The 22,038-nt window shown below is 75.0% G+C and carries 19 protein-coding genes and 2 tRNA genes; 10 read left to right on the top strand and 11 right to left on the bottom strand.

Annotated features, from left to right (window positions below):
• Window positions 1-5: 5 nt before the first annotated feature.
• From LC193_RS13110 to LC193_RS13120, 3 genes are read left to right on the top strand one after another with little or no spacing between them, the layout of a single operon-like run.
• Window positions 6-1,103: a hypothetical protein gene (locus LC193_RS13110; protein WP_226074235.1), complete on the top strand. Its 1,098-nt coding sequence runs from the start codon at window positions 6-8 to the stop codon at window positions 1,101-1,103.
• The gene (locus LC193_RS13115; protein WP_226074236.1) at window positions 1,096-2,205 is read left to right on the top strand and encodes a patatin-like phospholipase family protein; all 1,110 of its coding nucleotides are present in this window, start codon (window positions 1,096-1,098) and stop codon (window positions 2,203-2,205) included. Before LC193_RS13110 ends, LC193_RS13115 begins: the two co-directional genes overlap by 8 nt.
• A 57-nt stretch (window positions 2,206-2,262) precedes the next feature.
• A complete protein-coding gene (locus tag LC193_RS13120; RefSeq protein WP_226074237.1) occupies window positions 2,263-2,769 on the top strand; it encodes a DUF4231 domain-containing protein in 507 nt (168 codons plus the stop codon).
• 24 nt (window positions 2,770-2,793) lie between these two features.
• Here the strand turns inward: LC193_RS13120 and LC193_RS13125 are convergent, their stop codons facing one another.
• The 5 genes from LC193_RS13125 to LC193_RS13145 all read right to left on the bottom strand — a co-directional run bounded on the left by LC193_RS13125 (window position 2,794) and on the right by LC193_RS13145 (window position 7,193).
• A complete protein-coding gene (locus LC193_RS13125; protein WP_226074238.1) occupies window positions 2,794-3,531 on the bottom strand; it encodes a PASTA domain-containing protein in 738 nt (245 codons plus the stop codon).
• A gap of 385 nt (window positions 3,532-3,916) precedes the next feature.
• Window positions 3,917-3,989: transfer RNA gene (locus LC193_RS13130), tRNA-Lys, on the bottom strand.
• A gap of 102 nt (window positions 3,990-4,091) precedes the next feature.
• The gene (locus tag LC193_RS13135; protein ID WP_226074239.1) at window positions 4,092-5,984 is read right to left on the bottom strand and encodes a DEAD/DEAH box helicase; all 1,893 of its coding nucleotides are present in this window, start codon (window positions 5,982-5,984) and stop codon (window positions 4,092-4,094) included.
• 199 nt (window positions 5,985-6,183) lie between these two features.
• Window positions 6,184-6,651, bottom strand: coding sequence for a hypothetical protein (locus LC193_RS13140; protein WP_226074240.1), 468 nt, complete (start codon window positions 6,649-6,651; stop codon window positions 6,184-6,186).
• Between the two features lie 179 nt (window positions 6,652-6,830).
• Window positions 6,831-7,193, bottom strand: coding sequence for a metallopeptidase family protein (locus LC193_RS13145; protein WP_218027914.1), 363 nt, complete (start codon window positions 7,191-7,193; stop codon window positions 6,831-6,833).
• A gap of 77 nt (window positions 7,194-7,270) precedes the next feature.
• Here LC193_RS13145 and LC193_RS13150 point away from each other — a divergent pair.
• A tRNA-Glu gene (locus LC193_RS13150) sits at window positions 7,271-7,343 on the top strand.
• Window positions 7,344-7,429: 86 nt separating this feature from the next.
• On the opposite strand, the gene LC193_RS13155 is transcribed toward LC193_RS13150, so the two are convergent.
• Window positions 7,430-9,169, bottom strand: coding sequence for a cholesterol oxidase substrate-binding domain-containing protein (locus LC193_RS13155; RefSeq protein WP_226074242.1), 1,740 nt, complete (start codon window positions 9,167-9,169; stop codon window positions 7,430-7,432).
• 120 nt (window positions 9,170-9,289) lie between these two features.
• Between LC193_RS13155 and LC193_RS13160 the strand changes: the two genes are divergently transcribed.
• Window positions 9,290-10,492 carry a helix-turn-helix domain-containing protein gene (locus LC193_RS13160; RefSeq protein WP_226074243.1) on the top strand — a complete coding sequence of 401 codons (1,203 nt, stop codon included), beginning with the start codon at window positions 9,290-9,292 and terminating at the stop codon, window positions 10,490-10,492.
• A gap of 647 nt (window positions 10,493-11,139) precedes the next feature.
• Here the strand turns inward: LC193_RS13160 and LC193_RS13165 are convergent.
• The 5 genes from LC193_RS13165 to LC193_RS13185 form a co-directional block, all read right to left on the bottom strand.
• Window positions 11,140-11,331, bottom strand: coding sequence for a DUF397 domain-containing protein (locus tag LC193_RS13165; protein WP_226078577.1), 192 nt, complete (start codon window positions 11,329-11,331; stop codon window positions 11,140-11,142).
• A gap of 201 nt (window positions 11,332-11,532) precedes the next feature.
• Window positions 11,533-11,802, bottom strand: coding sequence for a hypothetical protein (locus LC193_RS13170; protein ID WP_226074244.1), 270 nt, complete (start codon window positions 11,800-11,802; stop codon window positions 11,533-11,535).
• Window positions 11,803-11,882: 80 nt separating this feature from the next.
• Complete coding sequence (locus LC193_RS13175; protein ID WP_226074245.1) at window positions 11,883-13,436, bottom strand: FAD-dependent oxidoreductase; 1,554 nt, start codon at window positions 13,434-13,436, stop codon at window positions 11,883-11,885.
• Window positions 13,433-14,170, bottom strand: a complete 738-nt coding sequence (locus LC193_RS13180; protein ID WP_226074246.1) for a methyltransferase domain-containing protein — start codon at window positions 14,168-14,170, stop codon at window positions 13,433-13,435. Before LC193_RS13180 ends, LC193_RS13175 begins: the two co-directional genes overlap by 4 nt.
• Window positions 14,160-15,401, bottom strand: a complete 1,242-nt coding sequence (locus tag LC193_RS13185) for a lycopene cyclase family protein (protein ID WP_226074247.1) — start codon at window positions 15,399-15,401, stop codon at window positions 14,160-14,162. The genes LC193_RS13180 and LC193_RS13185 overlap by 11 nt, the downstream gene beginning before the upstream one ends.
• 81 nt (window positions 15,402-15,482) lie before the next feature.
• Between LC193_RS13185 and LC193_RS13190 the strand changes: the two genes are divergently transcribed.
• From LC193_RS13190 to LC193_RS13210, 5 genes are all read left to right on the top strand, one after another.
• Window positions 15,483-16,268, top strand: a complete 786-nt coding sequence (locus LC193_RS13190) for an IclR family transcriptional regulator (protein WP_226074248.1) — start codon at window positions 15,483-15,485, stop codon at window positions 16,266-16,268.
• 132 nt (window positions 16,269-16,400) lie between these two features.
• On the top strand, window positions 16,401-18,821 hold the full coding sequence (locus LC193_RS13195) for a GcvT family protein (RefSeq protein WP_226074249.1): 2,421 nt from the start codon (window positions 16,401-16,403) through the stop codon (window positions 18,819-18,821).
• A 76-nt stretch (window positions 18,822-18,897) separates the two neighbouring features.
• A complete protein-coding gene (gene solA / locus LC193_RS13200; RefSeq protein WP_226074251.1) occupies window positions 18,898-20,055 on the top strand; it encodes an N-methyl-L-tryptophan oxidase in 1,158 nt (385 codons plus the stop codon).
• Window positions 20,052-21,173: an aromatic ring-hydroxylating oxygenase subunit alpha gene (locus LC193_RS13205; RefSeq protein WP_226074253.1), complete on the top strand. Its 1,122-nt coding sequence runs from the start codon at window positions 20,052-20,054 to the stop codon at window positions 21,171-21,173. The genes solA and LC193_RS13205 overlap by 4 nt, the downstream gene beginning before the upstream one ends.
• 77 nt (window positions 21,174-21,250) lie before the next feature.
• A complete protein-coding gene (locus LC193_RS13210) occupies window positions 21,251-21,952 on the top strand; it encodes a TVP38/TMEM64 family protein (RefSeq protein WP_226074255.1) in 702 nt (233 codons plus the stop codon).
• The last annotated feature ends 86 nt before the right edge of the window (window positions 21,953-22,038 follow it).

The raw sequence follows: 22,038 nt of genomic DNA on the forward strand, positions 1-22,038 counted from the left end.
GCGCCGTGCCGGACGCCCCGGACGTGGTGGCACGCGGCGTCCCCCTCATCGACGACCGGCTCCTGCTCGAACTGGCCAACGACCTGCACACCGCGGAGGACCTGGCCCGCGCGAGGTCCCGCGAGGGCTTCTTCGCGCGGCTGCTCGGCCGCGCCACCGGCCGCCATCGTGTCCGCGAGCGGAACATCCAGCACGGCCTCATCAACTCCCAGCGGCTGACCCTCGAATGGCTGACCAGCCTCACCGAGCGGATGACCGTCACCAACCTGGTGGTCGCCGAGGTCACCGATGAGGTCAACGGCATCAGGCACCACCTCGCGGGGAACGGGCCGCCCGGCGCGTGGTCGGCCGAGGGCATCGACGAACTGGGCACCGTTCTCGCCCGGCTGGCCCGCGACACCGGGCGTTTCCTCTCCGACCACGAACGGCGGCTCGCGGCCGTCGAGGCGCAGCTCGCGCTGGACGCGTCCGTGCGGCGGTGGCGCAGGCCGCGCCCCGACCCGGGGCTCCCCTGGCTGGTGGGCGCGGTTCTGCTGGCCCGCGAGGTCGCGGCGGGACCGGCCGGCGAGTACGCGTTCGGCGACGGCACCGGACGCACCGGCCACCCCGTGCGCCGCGAACTCGCGGAACGCATGCTCCAGGACCCGCCGGTCCCGTGGTTCGACGGCGTCAAGTCGGTGGTCGGCATGATCGCCGCGGCCGTCGAGCGGCTGCCGAGCGACGACCACCGGCGCATGGTGGCCGAACTCCTGGGCGTCGGGCTGAACCTGGGCCGCGGCGCCGGTCCTGGCGACGGCCCGGCCGGTCCCGCGGACCGCCTGGCCGGGCCCGCGGGACCGCTGACCTCCGCCCTCGCCATCACCGCCGACCTGGTCGCGGCCGGCGCCGCGCCCGCGGCCGAGGCGGCGCGCAAGGCGGTGCTCGCCGCGGGCGGCCCGGGCGACCGCTTCCTCGCCACGAGCCTGAGCGTCGAACAGCTCGTGCGCCGGGTGGTGGACGAGCAGTTCACCGAGGCCGCCACGCGCCGGGCGCACCTGCGCGCGCCGGGCGCGTACCAGGCCGCCCGCCGGGAGGACACCCGCCGGGAGGACGACCGTGGCTGACCCCGAGGAGATCACCCGGACGTTCGGCGCGCTGGCCGACCGCGCCACGGCGGCCCCGCACGGCGCGCGCCCGCGCCACGCGCCAGCGCCGCGCCCCGCTCCGCCCCCGCCGCGCGCGGCGGCGCTGCCGCGCATCGGCCTGGTCCTGGCGGGCGGCGGCGCCAAAGGCGCCTACGAACTGGGGGTGTGCGACTACCTGGCCGAGATGGGCATGGACGTGGCGGCCGTCTCGGGCACCAGCATCGGCGCGCTCAACGGCGCGGTGCTCGCCGCGGAACCCGACCTGCGGCTCGGCACACGGCGGCTCGCGGCGTTCTGGGAACGCTTCTCCACCCGCTCCGGCGTGGCGCCGTTCGCCGACCGCGGGCTCCGCCTCGACGAGGCCGGCCTCGCGGCCGAGGGGACCGCGCGGCAACTGGCGCTGTTCTGGCCGCGGCTGCTCGGCCTGCGGCGCCGGGCCGGCCTGCTCGAAGAGCTGGTGAACGAGGCCGTGGACGTTCCCGGCATCCGCGCAGGCCGGCCGCTGTGGGTGGCGGCCTACCCCCTCAAGGACATGCCGGCCGTGCCCGTGCGGCTGCGCCACCTGATCGAGATCGTGCGCTGGCTCGGCGGCGCGCAGGGCAGCGTCCTGCGCCTCAACGGGCTGCCGGAGGAGCAGATCAGGCAGGCCGTGCTGGCCAGCGCCGCGCTGCCGTTCATCTTCCCCTCCCGCGTCGTGGACGGTTGCGCCTACCTCGACGGAGGACTCGGCGGGCCGGGGGACCGGACGCCGGTGCGGGCGTTCGCCGAACAGGAGCACTGCGACGTGCTCGTCGTCGTCCACCTGCACCCCGACGCGGTCGTCAGCCCGAGTTCGACGGCGCGCTTCCTGCGCATCGACATCAGGCCGAGCGTGCCCATCGTGCCCCCGGGCCCGCTCGGGCCGCTCAGCGGCATGCTCGCGTTCTCGCCGGAACGCGTCCGCGGGCTGCGGGTCCTGGGCTTCGAGGACGCCCGGGCCAGGTTCACCGAGACCAGGCGCCTGCTGGCCGCCCGGGCCGGCCTGGCCGACGCCGAGGCCCGCATGCTGGCGGCACTCGCCCGCCTCGGCCGCGGCGGGTGAGGGGACATGGCGGCCACCGGGCCCGCGAACCGGGAGGAGAACCAGGTGAGTTGGCGCATGCGACGCCCCACGGCCACGCCCCGCTGGCGGCGTCCGCCGGAGAACATCGCGGCCTCGGCCGAGCAGTACGTCCTGGACGTCATCGCCTTCTACGACCGCAGGGCGCGCTGGCACCGGCGCCTCTACCGGTTCAGCGGCACGGTGATCATCCTGGCCGGGGCCGCGTTGCCGCTGCTGACCACCCTCGACTTCCCCGGCCGGGACGGCACCATCGCCGGCGTCGGGAGCCTGGTCGCGGTGACCACCGCGCTGCGCGCCCTCTACCGGTGGGACGTCTCATGGGTGCTGCTGCGGGACACCGAGATCCAGCTCACCCACACCTACCTCGCCTGGCGGACGCGGGCCGACCGCGGCCAGGACGCACCGGCCCCGGCGCCCGAGGAACTGCTGGAACGCATCTACCGGATCAGGCGGTCGGAGTCCTCCGAGTTCTTCAAGAACCTCCCCGACCCGGCCACAGGCCCGGCCCGGGCGCCCGACCGGCCGCGGAGCACCGCGCCGTGACCGCGCCCCGCCGCTCCCCGACGGCTACGGGCACGGCTCCTCGAACTTCACGGCCCGCAGCGTCACCGACTCGCCCGCGAGGCCGGTGCCCGGGGCCGGCTCCTGGGCGCACACCTGCCAGTTGGACTCGACCAGGATCATCCGGTCCTCACCCGAGACGTCCCGAACGGTGAGGCCGACGCCATCCGGCAACGCGTCGCGGGCCACGTTGACGGACTCGCCGACCAGGTCGGGCATCGTGTCCCCCGCCTCGGCCACGGGCCCGGTGCTGTCCTCGTCGGGGCACTCCTCCTCCAGCTTGACCGCGCCGAAGTCGATCTCCGTGTCCGTGGCGTGCTCACCGGGTCCCGGGCTCTGGAAGCAGACGATCCAGTTGCGGTCCATGATCTGCATGCGGTCCCGGCCGAGGGAGTCGTGCGACGTGAGGTCGTGGAAGCCGGCGGCCTGCGCGGCGTCCTGCGCGGCCTGGAGTCCGCCGCCGGTGAGGTCGGGCAGCACGGCGACCTCCTGCCCGGCCCCGGCCCCGGCGTCGGCATCGGCATCGGCGGCCGGATCGGGCGCGGGCACAGACTCGACGTCCTCCGCTGGAGCGAGGGAGGCGGTCGCCTCCGCCGGTCCCGCGGCCTCGCCGTCCTCCTCGTCCGGGGCGGCGATGCCGACGACAACGAGACCGGCGAACACGAGCCCGGCCACGGCACCGACACGCTGCCCCCGCGTGAGGCGGGACCAGAAGGAGCGCGCGGGCGGCTGGTTGGCTGTCATACTCCCGAGCCTCCCGCGCGCACGCCCGGAGTGCGGACGACGTGATCATTCCGTAACGACGAACGCGACGACGAACGCGACGGCGAACGCAACACCGAACGCGGACGACCGGCGCGCGGAAGCGGCTCAGGAGACGTCCTCGCCAACCCCGGCCGGCTCAGCACCGTGCGCGGCGGCGATGTCGTCGATCCGGGCGGGCATGTTCCGCCGCAGGGCGCGTCCAGTTCGCGCCGCATCCGCAGCGCCCCGGTGACGTTCGTCATGAACCGCACCGCCGTGCTGTGGGCCGCACTCCGCCACGACCCCCGGCCGAGCAGACGCTCCTTGAGGCCCCGGAGAACGAATCAGCCCCGGCCAGACTTGCGTCCGACCTGGGGCTGACCGGTAGGCCGTGTGGGACTCGAACCCACAACCAAAGGATTAAAAGTCCTCTGCTCTGCCAATTGAGCTAACGGCCCGCACCGAGCAGCATAGCCCGGCGGCCCGCGCGGCTTCGAAGGCATGGGCCATGCCTTCGAAGCCGAAGCGGCCGTGGCCCCGCCGGGCCACGGCCGTCAGGATCAGTCCTCGCGCTTCCAGCGCGGCCGGTCGGCCCTGCGGTCGTACGAGGAACGCTCGTCCCGCCGGTCGTAGGACGCCCGGTCGTCACGGCGCTCGTACGACGGCCGGTCGTCGCGCCGGAACCCGCCGCCGCTGCCGCGCCGGTTGTCGTCCCCGCCGCGCGGGCGGAAGCCCTCGCCGCCGCCCCGGGGCCTGAAACCCTCGCCGCGGTCGTCGCGGCGCGGGAACGGCCGCCGCTCGTCACGGCGGAACCCGCCGCCGCCACCGCGCCGGTTGTCGTCCCCGCCGCGCCTGAAGCCCTCGCCTCGGTCGTCGCGGCGCGGGAACGGCCGCCGGTCGTCGCGCCGGAACCCGCCGCCACCCGGCCTGCGGTTGCCGTGCTCCTCCTGGCGCCCGGTCTCGGCCCGCGCGGCCTTCTCGGCACGGCGCGCCTCGCGCGCCGCCTCCCGCTCGGCTTCGCGCTCGGCCTCGGCGAGCGCCTGCTTGCGCTGCTCCGCGGCCTGGGCGATGGCCTCGGCCGGGTCGTCCCCGCGTTCCCGCGCGGCGCGGCCGGTGAGGCGTTCGGCCTCGTCCCGCAGCTCCGTGGCGCGGCCCTGCGCCTTCTCCAGCTCGCGGGCGAGGCGGGCCACCTCAAGCTCGGCGTGCCGGACGGCGCCCATGGCCGAATCCGCCTGCACCTCGGTGAGGGAACGCGCGCCGATGATGCCGGCCACGTCCTCGTCGAACAGCTCCCCGCGCCCGATGACGTGCCGCGCGGCGTGCACGCCCGCGTCCTCCATCAGCCGGAAGATCGTCCGCCGCTGGTGCGGCAGCGCGAGCGACACGACCGTGCCGGAACGCCCCGCGCGCGCGGTGCGGCCGGAACGGTGCAGGTAGTCCTTGTGGTCGGCCGCCGGGTCGACGTTCAGCACGACATCGATGTCGTCGACGTGGATGCCGCGCGCGGCGACGTCCGTGGCGACCAGGACGGCCACGCGGCCGTCCTTGAAGTCGGCCAGGGTGCGGGTGCGGGCGCCCTGCGTCATGCCGCCGTGCAGCGCGTCCGCGCGCACGCCGGCCTCGCGCAGCTGGCCCGCGACGCGGTCGGCGCCGAGCTGGGTGCGCACGAACACGATCGTGCGCCCCTCGCGCGCCGCGATGGCCGCGGTCAGCGGGGCCTTGTCGCGCGGCTTCACGACCAGCACGTGGTGCGACATGGTGGTGACCGCGCCCTGCGCCGCGTCCACCTCGTGGCTGACGGGGTCGACGAGGTAGCGCTTCACCAGCGTGTCGATCTCGTGCTCAAGCGTGGCCGAGAACAGCATGCGCTGGCCGCCCGCGGGCACCTGGTCGAGCAGTTCGGTGACCTCGGGCAGGAAGCCGAGGTCGGCCATCTGGTCGGCCTCGTCGAGCACGGCGACCTCGACGTCGTCGAGCGAGCACGCGCCGCGGCCGATCACGTCGCGGAGTCGGCCCGGCGTGGCGACGAGGACGTCCACGCCGCGTTCGAGGGCGTAGATCTGGTTGCCCATGGAGGTGCCGCCGCACACGACCTTCAGGCGCAGCCCGAGCACGTCGCCGTACGGCTCAAGGGCGTCGGAGACCTGCATGGCCAGTTCGCGGGTGGGCGTGAGGATCACGGCGCGCGGGCGCTTGGGCGCCGTGCGCCTGCCGGCCAGGCGGGCCAGCGTGGGCAGGCCGAAGCTCAGCGTCTTGCCGGAGCCGGTGCGCCCCCGGCCGAGGATGTCGTGGCCGGCCAGCGCGTCGGGAATGGTGGCCGCCTGGATGGGGAACGGGGTGGTCACCCCGTTCTCGGCGAGCTTGCGCACAACGTTCTGCGGCAGGCCCAGGTCGGCGAAGGTGGTGGTGGGCTCGTCCAGGGGAAGAAGTGCCTCTGGCGTCGAGACGGACATGCGAAGTGAGTACCTTCCGGAGTCTGAGGTGGTCGGCACGCGCCTTAGCTCCGTAGGTGCTGTTGACCGCCTGGATGCGATCAGCCACGGCTAGACGAGGAACGCGCCACACGGCGCGCTGCTGCTGGGCGCCGGGCAAGTTTGATGGGATCAAACGATCTACAAGCATACGCACCGTGTGGGGTCCCGTGCAAACGGCTCATGAGCCATCCTCGGGGGGCGGTTCCGAGGGCGCGGGTTCCGCGGTCGGGGAGGGCGGCGGCGGCTCCGGCTGCGGCTCGGGCGCGGGGGGCGGTTCCGGCTGGGGTTCCGGCTCGGGCGCCGGGTTCGGTTCCGGCTCAGGCGCGGGCTCCGGCGGGCGCGCGGCGGGTGGCGGGGCGGGCGGCTGGGCGCGCGGGGAGCTGCGGGGCGCCTCGCCCGTGGGCGCGCCGGGCTCGGGGTCCGCGCCCGGTGTGCCGGCGGCGGGCCGTTCCGCGCTGGGAACGGCGTGCCCCGACGGCGGCTCGTCCGCGTCGCCGCCCTCGGGCGGGACGGTCCGCGGGGCGTCCGTGGCGGCAGGCGCCACGGGCTTGCCCGGCCGTTCCTCGGGCTCGACGGTCAGGCAGCCGCCGAGGGCGGCCACCGCGACGAGGGCGGCGACCGGCGCGAGGCGGTGGGGGCGGCGCACGGGCGGACACCTCCGGGGGCGGGGGCAAGCACTTACGCGTGACTCAACTCTCACCCCCGGACGGAGGACACGGACCCGAGCCAACCGAAACGGACCAGTCATCGACGACCAGGAACGGACAGCCGCAAACGGTTGTGCACACCCTCGTCGACCGGCTCGATCGTCGACCGGCTCGCGGCTCACCCGTAACCGAGCGCGTGCAGCCGTTCGTCGTCAATCCCGAAGTGGTGCGCGATCTCGTGCACCACGGTGATCTCCACCTCCTGCACCACCAGCTCGCGGTCGCCGCCCTCACGGCGGCACAGCCGCAGCGTCGGCCCCATGTAGATGGAGATCCGGTCCGGCAGCACCCCGGCGTACCACTCGCCCCGCTCGGTGAGCGGCGTCCCCTCGTACAGGCCGAGCAGCTCAGGGTCCTCAGGGGGCGGCTCGTCCTCCACGAACACGGCGACGTTGTCCATCAGCCGGGTCAGCTCCGGCGGGACCCGGTCCAGCGCCTCACTGACCAGTTCCTCGAACTCCTCGCGCGTCATCTCCAGCACCCCGCCATTGTCCTTCGGCGGAAAAGTTTTGGTGATCCCCCGCGCGATCGCCTATGCTGCTCGCGCGTCCCATACTGGCCCCCATCGTCTAGCGGCCTAGGACGCCGCCCTTTCAAGGCGGTAGCGCGGGTTCGAATCCCGTTGGGGGTACACGCCGAGGTGAGGTGCCGGCCGACCGGCCTCACTCCCCGGTCGACCGGTTCCCGGCCCCGCCGAGGCAGGACCGGGACAGCGGGTCAGGGCGCGAGCAGTTCATCGAGGAACGCGTTGCCGAACACCCCGTGCGGATCGAGACCGCGCAGCAGCCCGGTGCCCTCCGCCCACTCCCCCGCCCCGTAGGACGCGGGCACGACCTCGCCGATGACCTCCTGGTCGGCCCACGCCTCGGCGTCCGTGTAGCCCCAGCCCTTGGACCACTCGACGCGGACCAGCGCGTGCCCGCCGTCGTAGGTGTCCAGGCAGAACCGTTCCAGCTCACGGTAGAACTCGGCCGCCCCCGGCGTGCCCGGCAGCGTGAGCACGTCCACCCACACCGCGCAGTCGAACTCCGGGTGGTCCGGATGCGGGCGCACCACGGACAGCAGCGGCGGTCGCGCCCCGGCGACGGCGACATCTGCCGGCTGGTCGAGGCCCCCGACGCGGATCTCCACCTGCCCGTTCACGGGGTACCTGCCCGCGTCGGCCCACGCTTCGAGCCGTTCCCGGTAGAACCCGGCGAACTCCGAGATCACCCGCTGCACGTCCGCCCTGCGGGTCAGGATGGCGTAGCCGTTGGCCGTCTCCCGCAGCGTGGTCGGCCGCAGGTAGAACGTGAGGTGGTGCGAGGCGCCCCACAGATCCGTCGCGAGCGACGTCGTCAGCCCGGTCGCCGCCACCGTGTACTGCAACGCGCCCAGTTGCGGTGCCAGATACCAGGCGGCCTCGGCGGTCAGCCGCCCCACGAGCCGTGAAACGGGCGTGGGGACCAGGTCGCTGAACGGGTAGTTGTACGGCCCCAGCACCGGTCGCGCCGTCGCGGGACGCTCAGGGCTGAGGCTCCAGACCTTCAGCCACGGCTTGTCCGTGAACGCGAACCAGATCGTCTCCACGCGCCCGGCCGCGTCGAGGTAGTCGGCGAACGTCCGCCCGCCCGCCGCCTCGGGGCTGCCCGGCGCGGCGAACAGCTCGTCCGCCGGCACGTCCACGCGGCTGACGCAGCGCAACGGCGTCTCCTCGCCCGCCTGGAGCACCGCCTCCACGACGAACGCCCGCCCGAGGTGCGTGGCCAGCGCGTCGCACTCGGGGTCCGTGCCGCGCGTGAACGTCCGCAGCGCGTACCGGCCGTTCGCCTCGTCCCAGACCACGGCGGTCAGTTCGAGCACGAGGTTGCTGAGGCTGCCGTAGGTGTGGCCGGGGCGAGGGGCCTCCCCGGCGGCGGGAACGCTCGTTCCGTGCGCGTCGATGGCGAGCGTGCCGCCCAGCGTCAGTTCGCCGGGGGCGGGGGTGTTGGTCACGCCGAGGCCGTGTCCCGCGAGGTAGCCGAGCAGTTCCTCAAGCGTCACGCCGGTCTGCGCCCGGACCGCGCCCGGCGCCCCGGCGGGCGGCGGCACCAGGGCCATCGCCGTCAGGTGCTTCGTGGTGTCGACCAGCAGCACCGGCGCGTCCGCGTCGGTGCCCGGCGTGATCGTCAGCGGCGACCAGGTGTGCGCCTTGCCGCGCGCCCGCAGCCGCCAGCCGGCGGCGTGGGCCCAGTTGGCGAGGTCGGCGACCTGCTGCCCGTCGCGCGGCGCGCAGGTCCACAGGCCCGGGTGGGCGATCTCGCCCGCCCAGTTCAGGTAGGGAAGGCGGTAGGGGATGAGGCCACCGGGCAGGTCGGGCGCCGGGGTCGCGGCGACGGCGCGCCCGATCGCGGTGTGGGCCGCGAGCCCGAAGGCCCCGGCCGCGGCGGCCGTGCGCAGGACACCGCGCCGGGAAGGTAACTCAGGTGTGTTCGCCATACGGCGGACGGTAGTGAGCCCAGCGCACGTTGAGAAAGACCGCGCGCACGGCCCAGCCGCGCGCCTGCGGACTGTCGCCACCGCGCCTGCCCGGGCTCGTGCCCGCCTACTCTGGGGAGCATGAGCCTTGGTGCTGATCTCCGTCGGCTGCGCCGCCTCGCGGGACTCACACAGGAGACCTTGGCCGACCGGGCCGGCGTGTCCGTTGATGTCGTCAAGAAGCTCGAACAAGGCCGGAAGACGTCAGCCCGGCTGCCAACCCTGCACGCTCTTGCCGCCGGTCTGGGCGTCGAGCTGACGGCGTTGCTGGGCGAGCCGCCCGCGGTGGCCAGCGGGTCGCTCGTCGACTCCCCCCGGCTTGTGGCGCTGCGCCGGTCCATCGCTCCACCGCTGCTCGCGCTCCCGCCGGAACCCAGCACGCCGCACCCCTCGCCGACAGCCGTCAAGCACCGCATCGCGTCGGGCTGGACGCAGTACCACAAGGCGAACTTCCCCGCCCTGATGTCGGCTCTCCCCGGAATCATCGACGACAGCCGCTTCGCCGCTTCCGTCGGCACCGAGCAGCAGCGGGCGCGCGGAGCGGCGCTCCTGGCGAAGTCGCTGCAACTGGGCGGGCATGTGGCGATTCGGCTGGGCAAGACGGACCTGGCGCTCTCCGCCCTTGAGCGCGCGATGCACGCGGCGGAGCAGTCGGCGGATGTGCTGCTGCCCGGAATGATCTCCACCTCCGTGGCGTGGTCCTACCAGCGCCAGGCCCGGCTGGAGGACGCGCTTCACCTGGCCATCCACGCTGCCGACCGCGTCGAGCAGGGCCGCACGGACACAGCCGAAGGCGTTCGGGTCCGGGGCGGCCTGCTGATGTCCGCCGCCACGTCGTACGCACGGAGCGGCGACTACGAACGCGCCGACGAGATGATGACGTCCGCCGAGAACGCCGCGAAACGACTCGCGCACCTGCCCCCGCCGGAAGACGGACGGCTGGTGAGCGTTTTCAGCCGCTCCTCCGTACGCATCGAGCGCGTCCGACTCGCCGTCCAGCACAAACGTCCGCAGGAGGCACTGGACCTGGCACGCGGCATGCGTCTGAGCAAGGACGTCCCACCGTCCTGGCGCGCGTGGCTCCTGCTCGACATCGCGCGGGCGCATACGGACCTGGGCAACGCGGAGAAGGCCGTGGCGACTCTGGAACGACTCCACCGCGTCGCACCCGCGTGGCTCGGCCACCACACACTCGCGGTCGCCATAGTCCGAGACCTCTGGTCACTTCCCCAGCGGCCCACCGGACTTCGCCGCCTGGCGGGACGGCTGGGAGTGGCTGACTAGCGCGCGAAACGGGGACGTTCCATCCCTGCAGACGCCGCACCAATCCCGCCACGCTGAGTGCCCGAAGGCCTCTGTCGGCGCCAGGAATACCGTTCGGCGCACCCTCCGTGGCGCACCCGAACCTGAAGGGGCCGCTACCGAGCCGGGCGCACGGTCGCGGAGTCCGCGCCCAGGTGCCGCGATCCTCAGCCGCCCCGAAGGACAGCCGCCACCCAGCGGCGGTGTCGACGTCAAGCAGATGTCCGGCAAGTTGCAATTTTCAGCCGCCCCAAAGAACGGCCGCCACGACCTCCCGGCCCCGCCGGAGCGGGTCCGGCTGCGGGTTGCGACCCTCAGCCGCCCCGAAGGACGGCCGCCACCTCCTGCGTTGCCCGGCGCACGGCCAGATTGCGGGGTTGCGATCCTCAGCCGTTCCGGGGGACGGCCGCCACCCAGCCGTACCGGTCCAGCTGCTCCACGAACAGGCGGTTGCGATCCTCGGCCGTTCCGGGGGACGGCCGCCACGGTGTTTGACCAGTGGTTTCGGCATGCGGCTGGGGCACCAACCCGAGTCAACACGGGGCAAAGACGAGCAATGCGGGCATTCTCCTTCGGTGCGGCCCGCGCGTCGTGTGCGCACTTGGGGTTCCGAACCTCCGTGTCAGTCCTCACCCCTTGCCGAAGTCACCTCGCACGACGCCCGCGACGAATGCCTGCCAGCCTTCAGAGCGACTGACAAGCACAGGCCCCGAACGCTGTTTGCTGTCCCGGGTGAGGACTCCGTCCTCCGCGTCCGCGACCTCAACACACTCACCGTTGCCGCTGCTGTGACTCGACGTGAACCACTGTGCCCTGCCCAGGTGATCAGTTCTGTTTCATAGCCTCCTGCCACTTCCGCGATCAACAACTGCTGCTTCCCGGACACCGGCGGACGCCGCTTCGGACCGTCGACTCCGCGCGGCAGTGCGGCGGTGCGGCGGTGCAGTGCGGCGGGCGTCCGTGAAGCGGCTGGGGGCCTGAAGGACTTCGGCCGTGCCTCGCCCATGGCGTCGGCCAGCAGGTCAGGCATCCGGGATGTCTGTCTTGGCCGCGACGAGCGTCGCCCGGGGGATGATCACCAGCCGCTCGCCGGGGTCGACGCTCACCCCCGTGGGGAGCCGTCCCGCGTAGTCGGGGGTCAGGTCGGTGCCGATGACGGCGATGTCCCCGTTGTCCAGCTCCCACACGTCGGGGCAGCTGGCGTTGCCCGAGGTCTGGCCCAGCGCGTGCGACGACTTGCCCAGTCGCCGTGCGAACGACGCCGCCGGATCGGCCTCCCACTTCGTGGTCATGTCCCCTCCCCTTGAGGCCAGTTCGTCCCAGCGCTCCGTGGCGAGACTATCACTCAACGCGTTCATCCGGCCATAGTGCGTCACGGCCGGTGCGTGGGGCGGGCCAGGGTCGCCAGGGTGCGGAACGCGGCCGAGCGGCCCCGGTCGGGAACCGTCCACAGGGTCTGGCCGCGCACGCCCCAGCGGGCGAGCAGGGCGTTGGCGGCCAGGAAGCCGGTGGTGGCGGCCCGTTCCATCAGCGCGACCGGCAGCGTCGTGCGCACCAGGTCGCCCGCGAGCATCACCGCCGGGTGCGGGGTGCGCACGGGGGGCCGGTCGGTCCAGCCGCCGACGGGGAACAGCGGGCAGTCGGCGTGCCACGCGTGCCGCTCGTCGATCACGCGCGCCTCGCGCAGTTCGGGGTAGACCTCGCGCGCGCGTGCCAGCAGCAGCCGCTGCTCGGCCGCCCGGTCGGCGCCCGGCGGCCGGGCGTAGGCGTGGAGTTCGAGCACGCAGCCGCCGGTGCGGTGGGCCCACCTGGCGGCCTCGCCCTCGAACGCGTTCAGCACCGTGATGTTGTCCAGTGCCCCGTAGCCGCTGGTGCCGAGGAAGCCGGGCCGGTGCCGCGCCACGGGCCGGTCCAGCCAGTAGCGCGACACGAGGAACGGGGGCGCGGCGCGTAGTTTGTCGATGCGCGCGCGCCACTCGGCGTCGCCGAGCGCGGGTGAACGCGCCACCAGGTCGCGCAGCCCGTCCGTGTCGAGCGCGAGCACGACGGCGTCGAAGCGTTCGCGCGCCCCGTCGGCGGTCGTCAGGTGGAGCGCGTCGCCGTCGGCGGGTGCGAGCCGTTCCGCGGCGGTGCCGGGGCGCACCCGCGCGCCCAGGCGCGCGATGTGGTCGGTCAGTGGTTCCCACAGGGCCTGGGGGAACGGCTCGGCGGGCACGTCGAACAGCAGGCCCTCGGCCGAGCCGAGGAAGTAGATGTGGAACATCAACGCCATCTCGGCGGCGGACAGTTCGGCCGGGTCGGCGAAGAAGCTGCGCGAGAACACCTCGAACGCCAGGTGCCTGGCCGCCGTGGGGAAGCGGATGGCGGAGAGGAACGCGTGGGCGCTGGTCCCGTCGAGGCGCCGGTAGACCTCGGGCACCCGGACGTCCAGCAGCGGCAGCGCGGCGGCGGGCCGCATGCGCAGCAGGTCGCGGGCGCCGAACGAGGGGCTGAGCGCGACGAACCCGAGGGCGTTGAACGGCGGGGTGCGCGGCACGCGCGCGAAGCTGTCGCGCGCCCCCTCCCGGTGCAGCAGCGGGTAGTCGGGCAGCCCGGTCAGCATCCGCAGGTCCGGGTCGGCGCGCCGCAGCAGTTGCCGCAGGTTGTAGTACTGACGGAAGAACGCGTGGAAGCCGCGCGTCATCGTGGCGGCCGAGCCGTCCGCGAGCGTCACGCGGTGGCCCGCGAGCCGCCCGCCGAGCGCGTCGCCGCGTTCGACGAGGGTGACGCGTACGCCGCGTTCCGCGAGCGCCGTGGCCGCGGCGAGTCCCGCGATGCCGCCGCCCACGACGGCGGCGCTGGGCGGGGTGCCGGTGACGCGGTCGCGGTTCCCCGCCGGGGGCAGCACCCGGGCGCGCCGGTCGCGGCCCGGCCGCCGGCCGGTCACGCCGCGGTCCCGACGACGGTGTGCACGATGCCGCGCTGCCAGCCGGGCATGGGCGCGGCGCGCACGGCGTGGAACCCGGCGCGGCGCACGCGGCCGGTGAACTGCGCGGCGGTGTCGAACGCGATGACGCTGTGCCACAGGTGCCGGTACAGCTGCCGGTCGCCGGTCAGCGCGCCCACCGGGCGCACCAGGCCGCCGCACACGGCGGCCCACACCGCGCGGTGCGACGGCCGGCCGCTGAGCGTGTACTCGTGGACGGCGAGCCGCCCGCCGGGGGCGAGGAGTTGACGCACGTCGCGCAGGAGGCGGTCGGGGTCGGCGACGTTGCGGAAGAGGTAGGCGGCCAGGACGCCGTCGAACGGCCCGGTGACACCCGCGTCCGCGAGGCGTTCCGCGGGGGCGTGGACGAACGTGACGCCGGGTGGCCAGCGTTTGGCCGTGGCGCGGGCGAGCATGCCTGCCGAGGCGTCGACGGCCGTGACGCGCGCGCCCGGGTGGGCGGCGAGCAGCGCGGCCGTCGAGGCGCCGGTGCCGCAGCCGAGGTCGAGCAGCCGGGGCGGGGCGGCGCCGCCGGGGCGCGGGCCGAGGCGGCGGGCCGAGCGCCGCAGGTGCGCGTGGTAGCCGGGGTTGCAGGCCACGAGCCGGTCGTAGCCCGCGGCGGCCCGGTCGAACGCCGCCGCCAGGTCGCCGTCGCGCAGCAGCGCGGCGGGCGCCCGGTTGTCGTCAATCGCCATCGTTCACGCTCGCCTTCCGTGGGTGTCCGTGGTCGGGGTGCTCGTCGAGGGTGGCGGGCGCGGGGGTGGGCCGCCGGGGGCGCAGCGGCAGGGTGAGCGCCGTGCGCAGCATCGGGCGCGCCGGGGTGCGCAGCCCGACCGCGATGTCCTCCCACCAGCGGGTGTCGCCGTCGAGGAACCGCAGCAGCCGTTCGGTCGGCACCTCGTGGAACAGCCGCGCCAGCAGGTCGGCGCCGCACACCCGGCCGGTGTCGAGCGCGGCGAGCAGCACCGCGTCCATGGCGCGCGAGCGCGTCGAGTGGGGATGCGGCGGCACGGGCGGCAGGCCGGCGCGCAGCGCGGCGGCGACGGCGCGGCTCTGGCGCTGCGCGGCGGCGAACGCGTAGCCGGTGGCCGGGCGGGCGGCGCCGCCTGCGATGCCGACGCGGAACAGGGCCGTTCCGACGCGGCGCGGGAAGACGCCGTCGGTCATGGGGATGACGCCCGCCTCGGTCGCGGCGATCGTGGGGTCCGGGAGCGCGAGGTGGTGGCGCGTGTAGTGCCGCAGCGCGCGTTCGTACGCCTCGCGGGGCAGCGGCTCGGGCGAGAACTCGGTGTACTCGACCAGCGCTTCGTGCGTCCCGAGCGGCAGCATGTAGCAGAACGCGACGCCGCGCGGCGGCTGCGGCACGCGGAAGTCCATCAGGTCGGCCACGCCGGGCTCGAACGCGGCGTGCGGGGTGCGCACGAACCAGCCGCGGAAGTGCTGGAACAGCGTGGTGCGGGCGGGCGGCAGCCGGCGCGGCGGCCGGGAGTCGAACGCCCAGCGCGCGCGCAGCAGCACCGGCCGCCCCTCCGGGTCCGTGCCGCGCACCTCGGCGCCGCCGCCCGGGGCGTCGCGCATGTCCGTGACGGTCGCGATGACCTCGCGGAACGCGGCCCGGCCCGCGAGCCGGTCGCGGACCAGCGTTTCGAGGGCGCCGGAGCGCAGCATCTTGTAGCGCAGGCGGCGCGGCGCGCGGTCGGCGACGTCGCCGGCGCGGCCGTGCACGCGGAGGCGGTGGAAGGACGTGACGAGGGCGTCGTCGTAGGGGCCGCCGGGCGCCTCCCACCAGCACCAGGTGCGTTCTGCCGGGCGCAGCGGCCCCGGCGGCGCGGTCACGAGCAGAACCTCGGCCCCGGCCGTTTCGACGAGCCGGTGCGCGAGGGTGAGTCCGGCCGCTCCGGCCCCGATGACGACGGCATCCACCACGTCCCGATGCTCACCCAGGCCGCCGCGTCACCGGCCGCCCGACACGGGGCCGCCCGGGTGACGCGCGCCTACGATGAGGTCATGACCGAGGGTGAGGAAACGCGTCGGGGCGTGGCCGGATCGGTGCAGTCGGTGGAGCGGGCGGTGAGCGTTCTCGAAGCGCTGGCGAGGAGCGGCGGGGCCGGGGTCACGGAGATAGCGGACGAGATCGGGGTGCACAAGTCCACGGCGTCGCGGCTGATCGGGGTGCTGGAGAGCCGGGGCCTGGTGGACCAGGAGAAGGAGCGCGGCAAGTACTACCTGGGGGCGGGCATCCTGCGGCTGGCCGGGGCCGCGGCCATCAGGCTCGACATCTCGCAGGAGAGCGCACCGGTGTGCCGGCGGCTCGCGGAGGCGACGGGCGAGACGGCGAACGTGGCGGTGCTCGACGGCGACGCCGCCGTCAACATCATGCAGGCGCGCGGCCCGGCCGAGGTCGCGGCGTACAACTGGCTGGGCCGGCGCACGCCGCTGCACGCCACGGCCAGCGGGAAGGTGCTGCTCGCGGCGATGCCGACGGCCGTGCGGGAGAGCCTGCTGGCGCGCGAGCAGCAGCGGTTCACCGCGCGCACGGTGACGGCGCCCGCGGCGCTGCGGGCGGCGGCGGACGAGGTGGCGGCCGAGGGGTTCGCGGTCACGCGCGAGGAGTTGGAGGCCGGCCTGAACGCGGTCGCGGCGCCGGTCCGCAGGTACGACGGAACGGTCATCGGGGCGATCGGCGTGTCGGGTCCCGTGTACCGGATGGGCGAGGAACGGCTGTCCGAGCTGGCCGAAAGCTGCACCTCGGCGGCGGGCGAGTTGTCGCGGCGCCTCGGCTTCGGCAGCTGACACGCGAACGTCCCGGCGCTTTTACGCCCCGGTGATCCGCCGCCCTTGACACCGCGAGTGGCCGTTCTCACCATGTCCCACATGGCGCAACCCAGCGCGCCATGCGCAACGCGTCGGTGGGAGGAGCGGGCCATGGCAGCGAGGGCGGACACGCGCGTCGTCATCATCGGCGCGGGCATCGTCGGCTGCGCGCTCGCCGACGAGCTGACCGCCCGCGGCCTGCGGGAGGTCACGGTGCTCGACCGGGGCCCGCTGTTCGCCGGGCCGGGCTCCAGCTACCACGCGCCGGGCCTGGTGTTCGCCACCAGTCCGGCCAAGGTGCTCTCCGACTTCGCCCGCTACACCATCGACAAGTACCGGTCGCTCGGCTGCTTCTCGCCGGTCGGCGGCCTTGAGGTCGCCACCACGCCGGAACGCCTCGCGGACCTCGCGCGCCGGGCCGGGCTCGCCGCGTCCTGGGGCATCGAGGCCGAACGGGTCAGCGCGCGGCGCTGCGCCGAACTGTGGCCGCTGCTCGGCGCGGACCGCGTGCTCGGCGGGCTGCACACGCCGCGCGACGGCCTGGCCGACGCGGCCCTGGCCTGCCGCCTCCAGGCCGAACGCGCGATGGCGCGCGGCGCGACGTTCCACGGCGGGCACACGGTGACCGGCATCGAACGCGGCCCGGACGGCGCGGTGGTCGCGGTGCGCACCGACCGGGGGGACTTTCCGGCCGACGCGGTGGTCTCGGCCGCCGGGTTCTGGGGGCCGGTCGTCGGTGCGATGGCCGGGGTGCCGGTGCCGCTGCTGCCGCTGGCCCACCAGTACGCCAGGACCGGCCCGGTACCCGGGCTCGACCCGGACGCGCGGCTGCCGATCCTGCGGCACCAGGACCGCGACCTGTACGTGCGGCAGCACGGCGACGCCCTCGGCATCGGCTCCTACGGGCACCGGCCCATGCCGGTCGACCCGTTCACCCTGACCGCGTCGGAACTGCCATTCAGTGCGGAGGAGTTCGCGCCCGCCTGGCGGGACGCGGCCGAGCTGTTACCCGCGCTCGGCGGTCCCGGGCCGGCGAGCGGGTTCGACGGCGTGTTCTCGTTCACGCCCGACGGCATGCCGCTGCTCGGGCAGGTCCGCGAGGTGCCGGGGCTCTGGCTGGCCGAGGCGGTGTGGGTGACGCACTCGGCGGGCGCCGCCCGCGCCGTCGCGCAGTGGCTGGCCGAGGGCAGGCCGGCCACCGATACGCACCTGTGCGACGTGCACCGGTTCACCGGCGCCCAGCTCTCGCCCGCCTACGTCGCGGACCGGGGGGCGCAGAGCTTCGTCGAGGTGTACGACATCATCCACCCGCTCGACCCGCCCGCGCGGCCGAGGCCGCTGCGGGTCGGGCCGTTCCACGTGAAACATCGCGAACTGGGCGCTCACCAGCTGGAATACGCCGGCTGGGAGCGCCCGCAGTGGTTCGAGGCGAACGCGCCGCTGGCCGAGGCGCTGCCGCCCGGCGCCGTCCCGCCGCGCGACGCGTGGGCCGCGCGGCACTGGTCGCCGATCGCGGCGGCCGAGGCGCTGGCCACGCGGGAACGGGTCGCGCTGTTCGACATGACGCCGCTGACCCGGCTTGAGGTCACGGGCCCGGGCGCGCTCGCGTTCCTGCGCCGCATGACCACAGGGCGCGTGGACCGCGGGCCGGGCTCGGTCGGCTACGCGCTGCTGCTCGACCACGCGGGCGGTGTGCGGTCCGACATCACCGTCGCCCGGCTGGCCCGGGACCACTGGCAGATCGGCTGCAACGGGCCCCTCGACCTGGACTGGCTCCTGCGGCACGCGCCGACGGACGGCTCGGTCGCCGTCCGCGACATCACGCCGGGCACCTGCTGCCTGGGCGTGTGGGGCCCGCTGGCCCGCGAGCTGGTCGCGCCGCTGGCCGACGCGGACGTCTCGCACGAGGCGTTCGGCTACTTCACCGCGCGCCGGCTGCACATCGGGCACGTCCCGGTGACGGCCATGCGGCTGAGCTACGTCGGTGAGCTGGGCTGGGAGCTGTACACCACGGCCGACCTCGGGCCGCTGCTGTGGGACACCCTGTGGCGGGCCGGGCAGCGCCTCGGCGTGCTCGCCGCGGGCCGCGCCGCGTTCACCAGCCTGCGGCTGGAGAAGGGCTACCGGGCCTGGGGGGTCGACATGACCACGGAGCACGACCCGTACGAGGCCGGCATCGGCTTCGCCCTCCGGCCCGGTGACCGCGACTTCATCGGCGGGGCCGCGCTCGCGGGCCGTTCGGAGGCGACGGCGCGGCGGCGGCTGGCGTGCCTCACGCTCGACGACCCGGCGGCGATCGTCCTGGGCGGCGAACCGGTGTACGCGGCCGACGAGCCCGCGCGGCCCGCCGGGTACGTCACCAGCGCCGGCTACGGGCACACCGTCGGCCGCGCCATCGCCTACGCCTGGCTGCCGGCCGCCCTCGCCGTGCCGGGCACCGGCACGCACGTCGCCTACTTCGGCGAACGGCTCGCCGCGACCGTGCGCGCCGAGCCGCTGCTCGACCCGGAGCTGTCCCGCATCCGGCGCTGACGCCCGGCCCGGCCGTCCCACCGCCCGGCCGGGCGCGGGAGGGTGAAGGAGGAGGAACACCCGAGAACGGAGAGACATGGCTTCCGGATACGACGTCATCGTGCTGGGCCTGGGCGGCATGGGCAGCGCCGCCGCCGACCACCTGGCCGCGCGCGGCGCCCGCGTGCTCGGCCTCGAACAGTTCGGCCCGGTCCACGACCGGGGTTCCAGCCACGGCGGCTCCCGCATCACCCGGCAGTCGTACTTCGAGGGCCCCGCCTACGTGCCGCTGCTGCTGCGCGCCTACGAGCTGTACGAACGGCTCGCGCGGGACGCGGACCGCGAGATCGCGCTGCTGTGCGGTGGGCTGATGATCGGGCGCCCCGACAGCCGCACCGTGGCCGGCAGCGTCCGCTCGGCCACCGCGTGGGACCTGCCGCACGAGATGCTGGACGCGCGCGAGATCCGCGCCCGGTTCCCCACGCTCGCGCCGGCCGACGACGAGGTCGCGCTGTTCGAGCGGCGGGCCGGGCTGCTGCGCCCCGAGGCGACGGTCGCCGCACAGCTTGAGCTGGCCGCGGCGGCGGGCGCCGAGCTGCGCTTCGAGGAGCCGGTCACCGCCTGGGAGGCGCTGCCTGGCGGGCGCGGCGTCCGCGTCACCACGCCGGACGGCGTGTACACCGCGGGGCACCTGGTGGTCTGCCCCGGCGCGTGGGCGCCGCGCCAGCTGGCCGACCTCGGCGTGCCGTTCACCGTCGAGCGGCAGATCATGTACTGGTTCGAACCCGAGGGCGGCACCGCGCCGTTCGAGCCGGACCGGCACCCCGTGTACGTGTGGGAGGCCCCCGAGGGCACGCAGATCTACGGCTTCCCCGCGCTCGACGGTCCCGGCGGCGGCGCCAAGGTGGCGTTCTTCCGCCAGGGCATCCCCTGCACCCCGGAGACGATCGACCGCACGGTGCACCCGGAGGAGGTGGCCGAGATGGCCGCGTTCGCCGGGGCGCGGCTGCCCGCCCTGCCGGGGCGGCTGCTGCGGGCGGTCACCTGCATGTACACCACGACTCCCGACGAGCACTTCGTGATCGCCCCGCACCCGGCGCACGCGGCGGTCACCGTGGCCTGCGGCTTCTCCGGGCACGGTTTCAAGTTCGTCCCCGTCGTCGGCGAGATCCTCGCCGACCTGGCCCTCACGGGCAGCACGCCCCACCCCATCGAGCTGTTCAGCCCGGGCCGGTTGGGAGGCCGGCAGACATGACGACGACGCCGATCACCGCGACCGGGCTGCTTCCCACGCTGCCGGGTCCCGCGTACACCGACCCCGAGACGTTCCGGCGCGAGCAGGAACGGATCTTCGAGGCGCGCTGGTTCTGCGCCGTGCGCGCCGGCGACCTGCTGACGCCGGGCTCGTTCCGCACCGTCACCGTGGGCCGCGAGAACGTGCTGGTCACGCGCGGGCGCGACGGCGCGCTGCGCGCGTTCCTCAACGTGTGCAGGCACCGGGGCGCCCGGTTGTGCACCGAGGAGTCGGGGCAGGTGCGGCGCACCTTCCGCTGCCCCTACCACGCGTGGACCTACGCGCCGGACGGGCGGCTGGTGGCCGCGCCGAACCTCAAGGACCTGCCGGGCCTCGACCGGTCCGCCCACGGCCTGATCGGTGTGGCGCTGCGGGAGTGGCTCGGCTACGCGTGGGTGTGCCTCGCGGACGAGCCGCCCTCGTTCGACGAAACGGTCATCGGCTCGGTCAGCGCGCGCCTGGGCGACGACCGGGCCGTCGAACGCTACCGGCCCGCCGACCTCGTGCTCGGCCGCCGCGTCACCTACGACGTGCGGGCCAACTGGAAGCTGATCGTCGAGAACTTCATGGAGTGCTACCACTGCGCCACCATCCACCCCGAACTGGTGCAGGTGCTCCCGGAGTTCGCCGGGGGCTGGGCGGCGCAGGCCGCCGTGGGCCACGGGGCCGCGTTCGCGCCGGACGTGGAGGGCTTCACCGTGGACGGCAGCGGCGGCTTCGGCCGGCTGCCCGGGCTCGCCGATGAGCAGGACCGGCGCTACTTCGCGACCACGATCAGGCCGCAGGTGTTCGTCAACCTCGTGCCCGACCACGTGATCGTGCACCGCATGTTCCCGCTGGCACCCGACCGGACGCGGGTGGAGTGCGACTGGCTGTACGCGGCCGACGTGATCGACGGCGGCGCGGACGTGTCGGCGTCCGTCGAGCTGTTCCACCGGGTGAACGAGCAGGACTTCGCGGCGTGCGAACGCACCCAGCCCGCGATGCACTCGCGCGCCTACGCGGCGGGCGGCGTGCTGGTGCCGACCGAGCACCACATCACCGAGTTCCACCACTGGGTGACCTCTCTGCTGGCCTGACCGGGTGCCGGTCCGACCGGGCGCGAGGCCGCGGGGCCGGGCGGTGGCCTCTGGTCGTGTGATGGTGTGATGTCCCGGTGGAGGCCCCCGTAGCCGTGAACGCCGAGGAGCGCGCCGAGGAGCGCGCGGAACGCCGGGCCCGCGCGGCGCCGCGCGCCGGCCGCCGCGCGGCGTGGCCGCGCCTCGCCCTGCTGGCGCTGCTGCTCGCGCTCGCGGCCGGCGCGGCGTTCGCGGCCGGCGGCGACGCGGTGCCGGGCACGGGCTCCTGGCCGCTGTTCGTCGCCGGGTACGCGCTCGGCACGCTGGCGTTCGTGCCCAAACCCGCGCTCACGGCGGCGGCGGGCGCCGCGTTCGGCGCGGTGTCCGGCATCGCGGTCGCCGCCGCGGGCACCGCGCTCGGCGCGCTGCTCGCCTTCGGCGCGGCGCGCCTGCTCGGCCGGGACGCGGTGGGCCCGCTGCTGACCCGGCACCGGGCCACGGCCGCGCTCGAAGAACGGCTGGCGCGGCGGCCGTTCACCGGCGTGCTCGTGCTGCGGCTGGTGCCGGTCATGCCGTTCGCCGCGGTCAACCTCGGCGCGGGGGTGTGCCGGGTGGGCTGGCTGCCGTTCACCGCGGCGACCCTCATCGGCACGCTGCCGGGGAACGCGGCCTACGCGCTCGCGGGCGCCGCCGCGACCGCCCCGGCCTCGCCCGCCCTGTGGTCGGCCGCCGCGGTGGCGCTCGCGCTGACCGCCTGCGCCGCCCTGTGGCGGCGCAGGCGGCTGCGCGCGGCCGGCTGACCGCGCGCCGTGCGGCAGTCGGCCGGTCGGGTCGCCGGCCGCCAGGCCGGACCCGGTGACCCCGGCGACCGGACGCACCGGCCGGA

It is taken from the genome of Streptomyces marincola, from assembly GCF_020410765.1.
Classification (GTDB): domain Bacteria; phylum Actinomycetota; class Actinomycetes; order Streptomycetales; family Streptomycetaceae; genus Streptomyces; species Streptomyces marincola.

Bases quoted from the DNA above. Each gene is read 5' to 3' on its own strand.
- LC193_RS13120 (WP_226074237.1), top strand. From the start codon at position 2,263: ATGCGACGCCCCACGGCCACGCCCCGCTGGCGGCGTCCGCCGGAGAAC.
- LC193_RS13125 (WP_226074238.1), bottom strand. From the start codon at position 3,531: ATGACAGCCAACCAGCCGCCCGCGCGCTCCTTCTGGTCCCGCCTCACG.
- LC193_RS13135 (WP_226074239.1), bottom strand. From the start codon at position 5,984: ATGTCCGTCTCGACGCCAGAGGCACTTCTTCCCCTGGACGAGCCCACC.
- LC193_RS13155 (WP_226074242.1), bottom strand. From the start codon at position 9,169: ATGGCGAACACACCTGAGTTACCTTCCCGGCGCGGTGTCCTGCGCACG.
- LC193_RS13160 (WP_226074243.1), top strand. From the start codon at position 9,290: ATGAGCCTTGGTGCTGATCTCCGTCGGCTGCGCCGCCTCGCGGGACTC.
- LC193_RS13170 (WP_226074244.1), bottom strand. From the start codon at position 11,802: ATGACCACGAAGTGGGAGGCCGATCCGGCGGCGTCGTTCGCACGGCGA.
- LC193_RS13180 (WP_226074246.1), bottom strand. From the start codon at position 14,170: ATGGCGATTGACGACAACCGGGCGCCCGCCGCGCTGCTGCGCGACGGC.
- LC193_RS13190 (WP_226074248.1), top strand. From the start codon at position 15,483: ATGACCGAGGGTGAGGAAACGCGTCGGGGCGTGGCCGGATCGGTGCAG.
- LC193_RS13195 (WP_226074249.1), top strand. From the start codon at position 16,401: ATGGCAGCGAGGGCGGACACGCGCGTCGTCATCATCGGCGCGGGCATC.
- solA (WP_226074251.1), top strand. From the start codon at position 18,898: ATGGCTTCCGGATACGACGTCATCGTGCTGGGCCTGGGCGGCATGGGC.
- LC193_RS13205 (WP_226074253.1), top strand. From the start codon at position 20,052: ATGACGACGACGCCGATCACCGCGACCGGGCTGCTTCCCACGCTGCCG.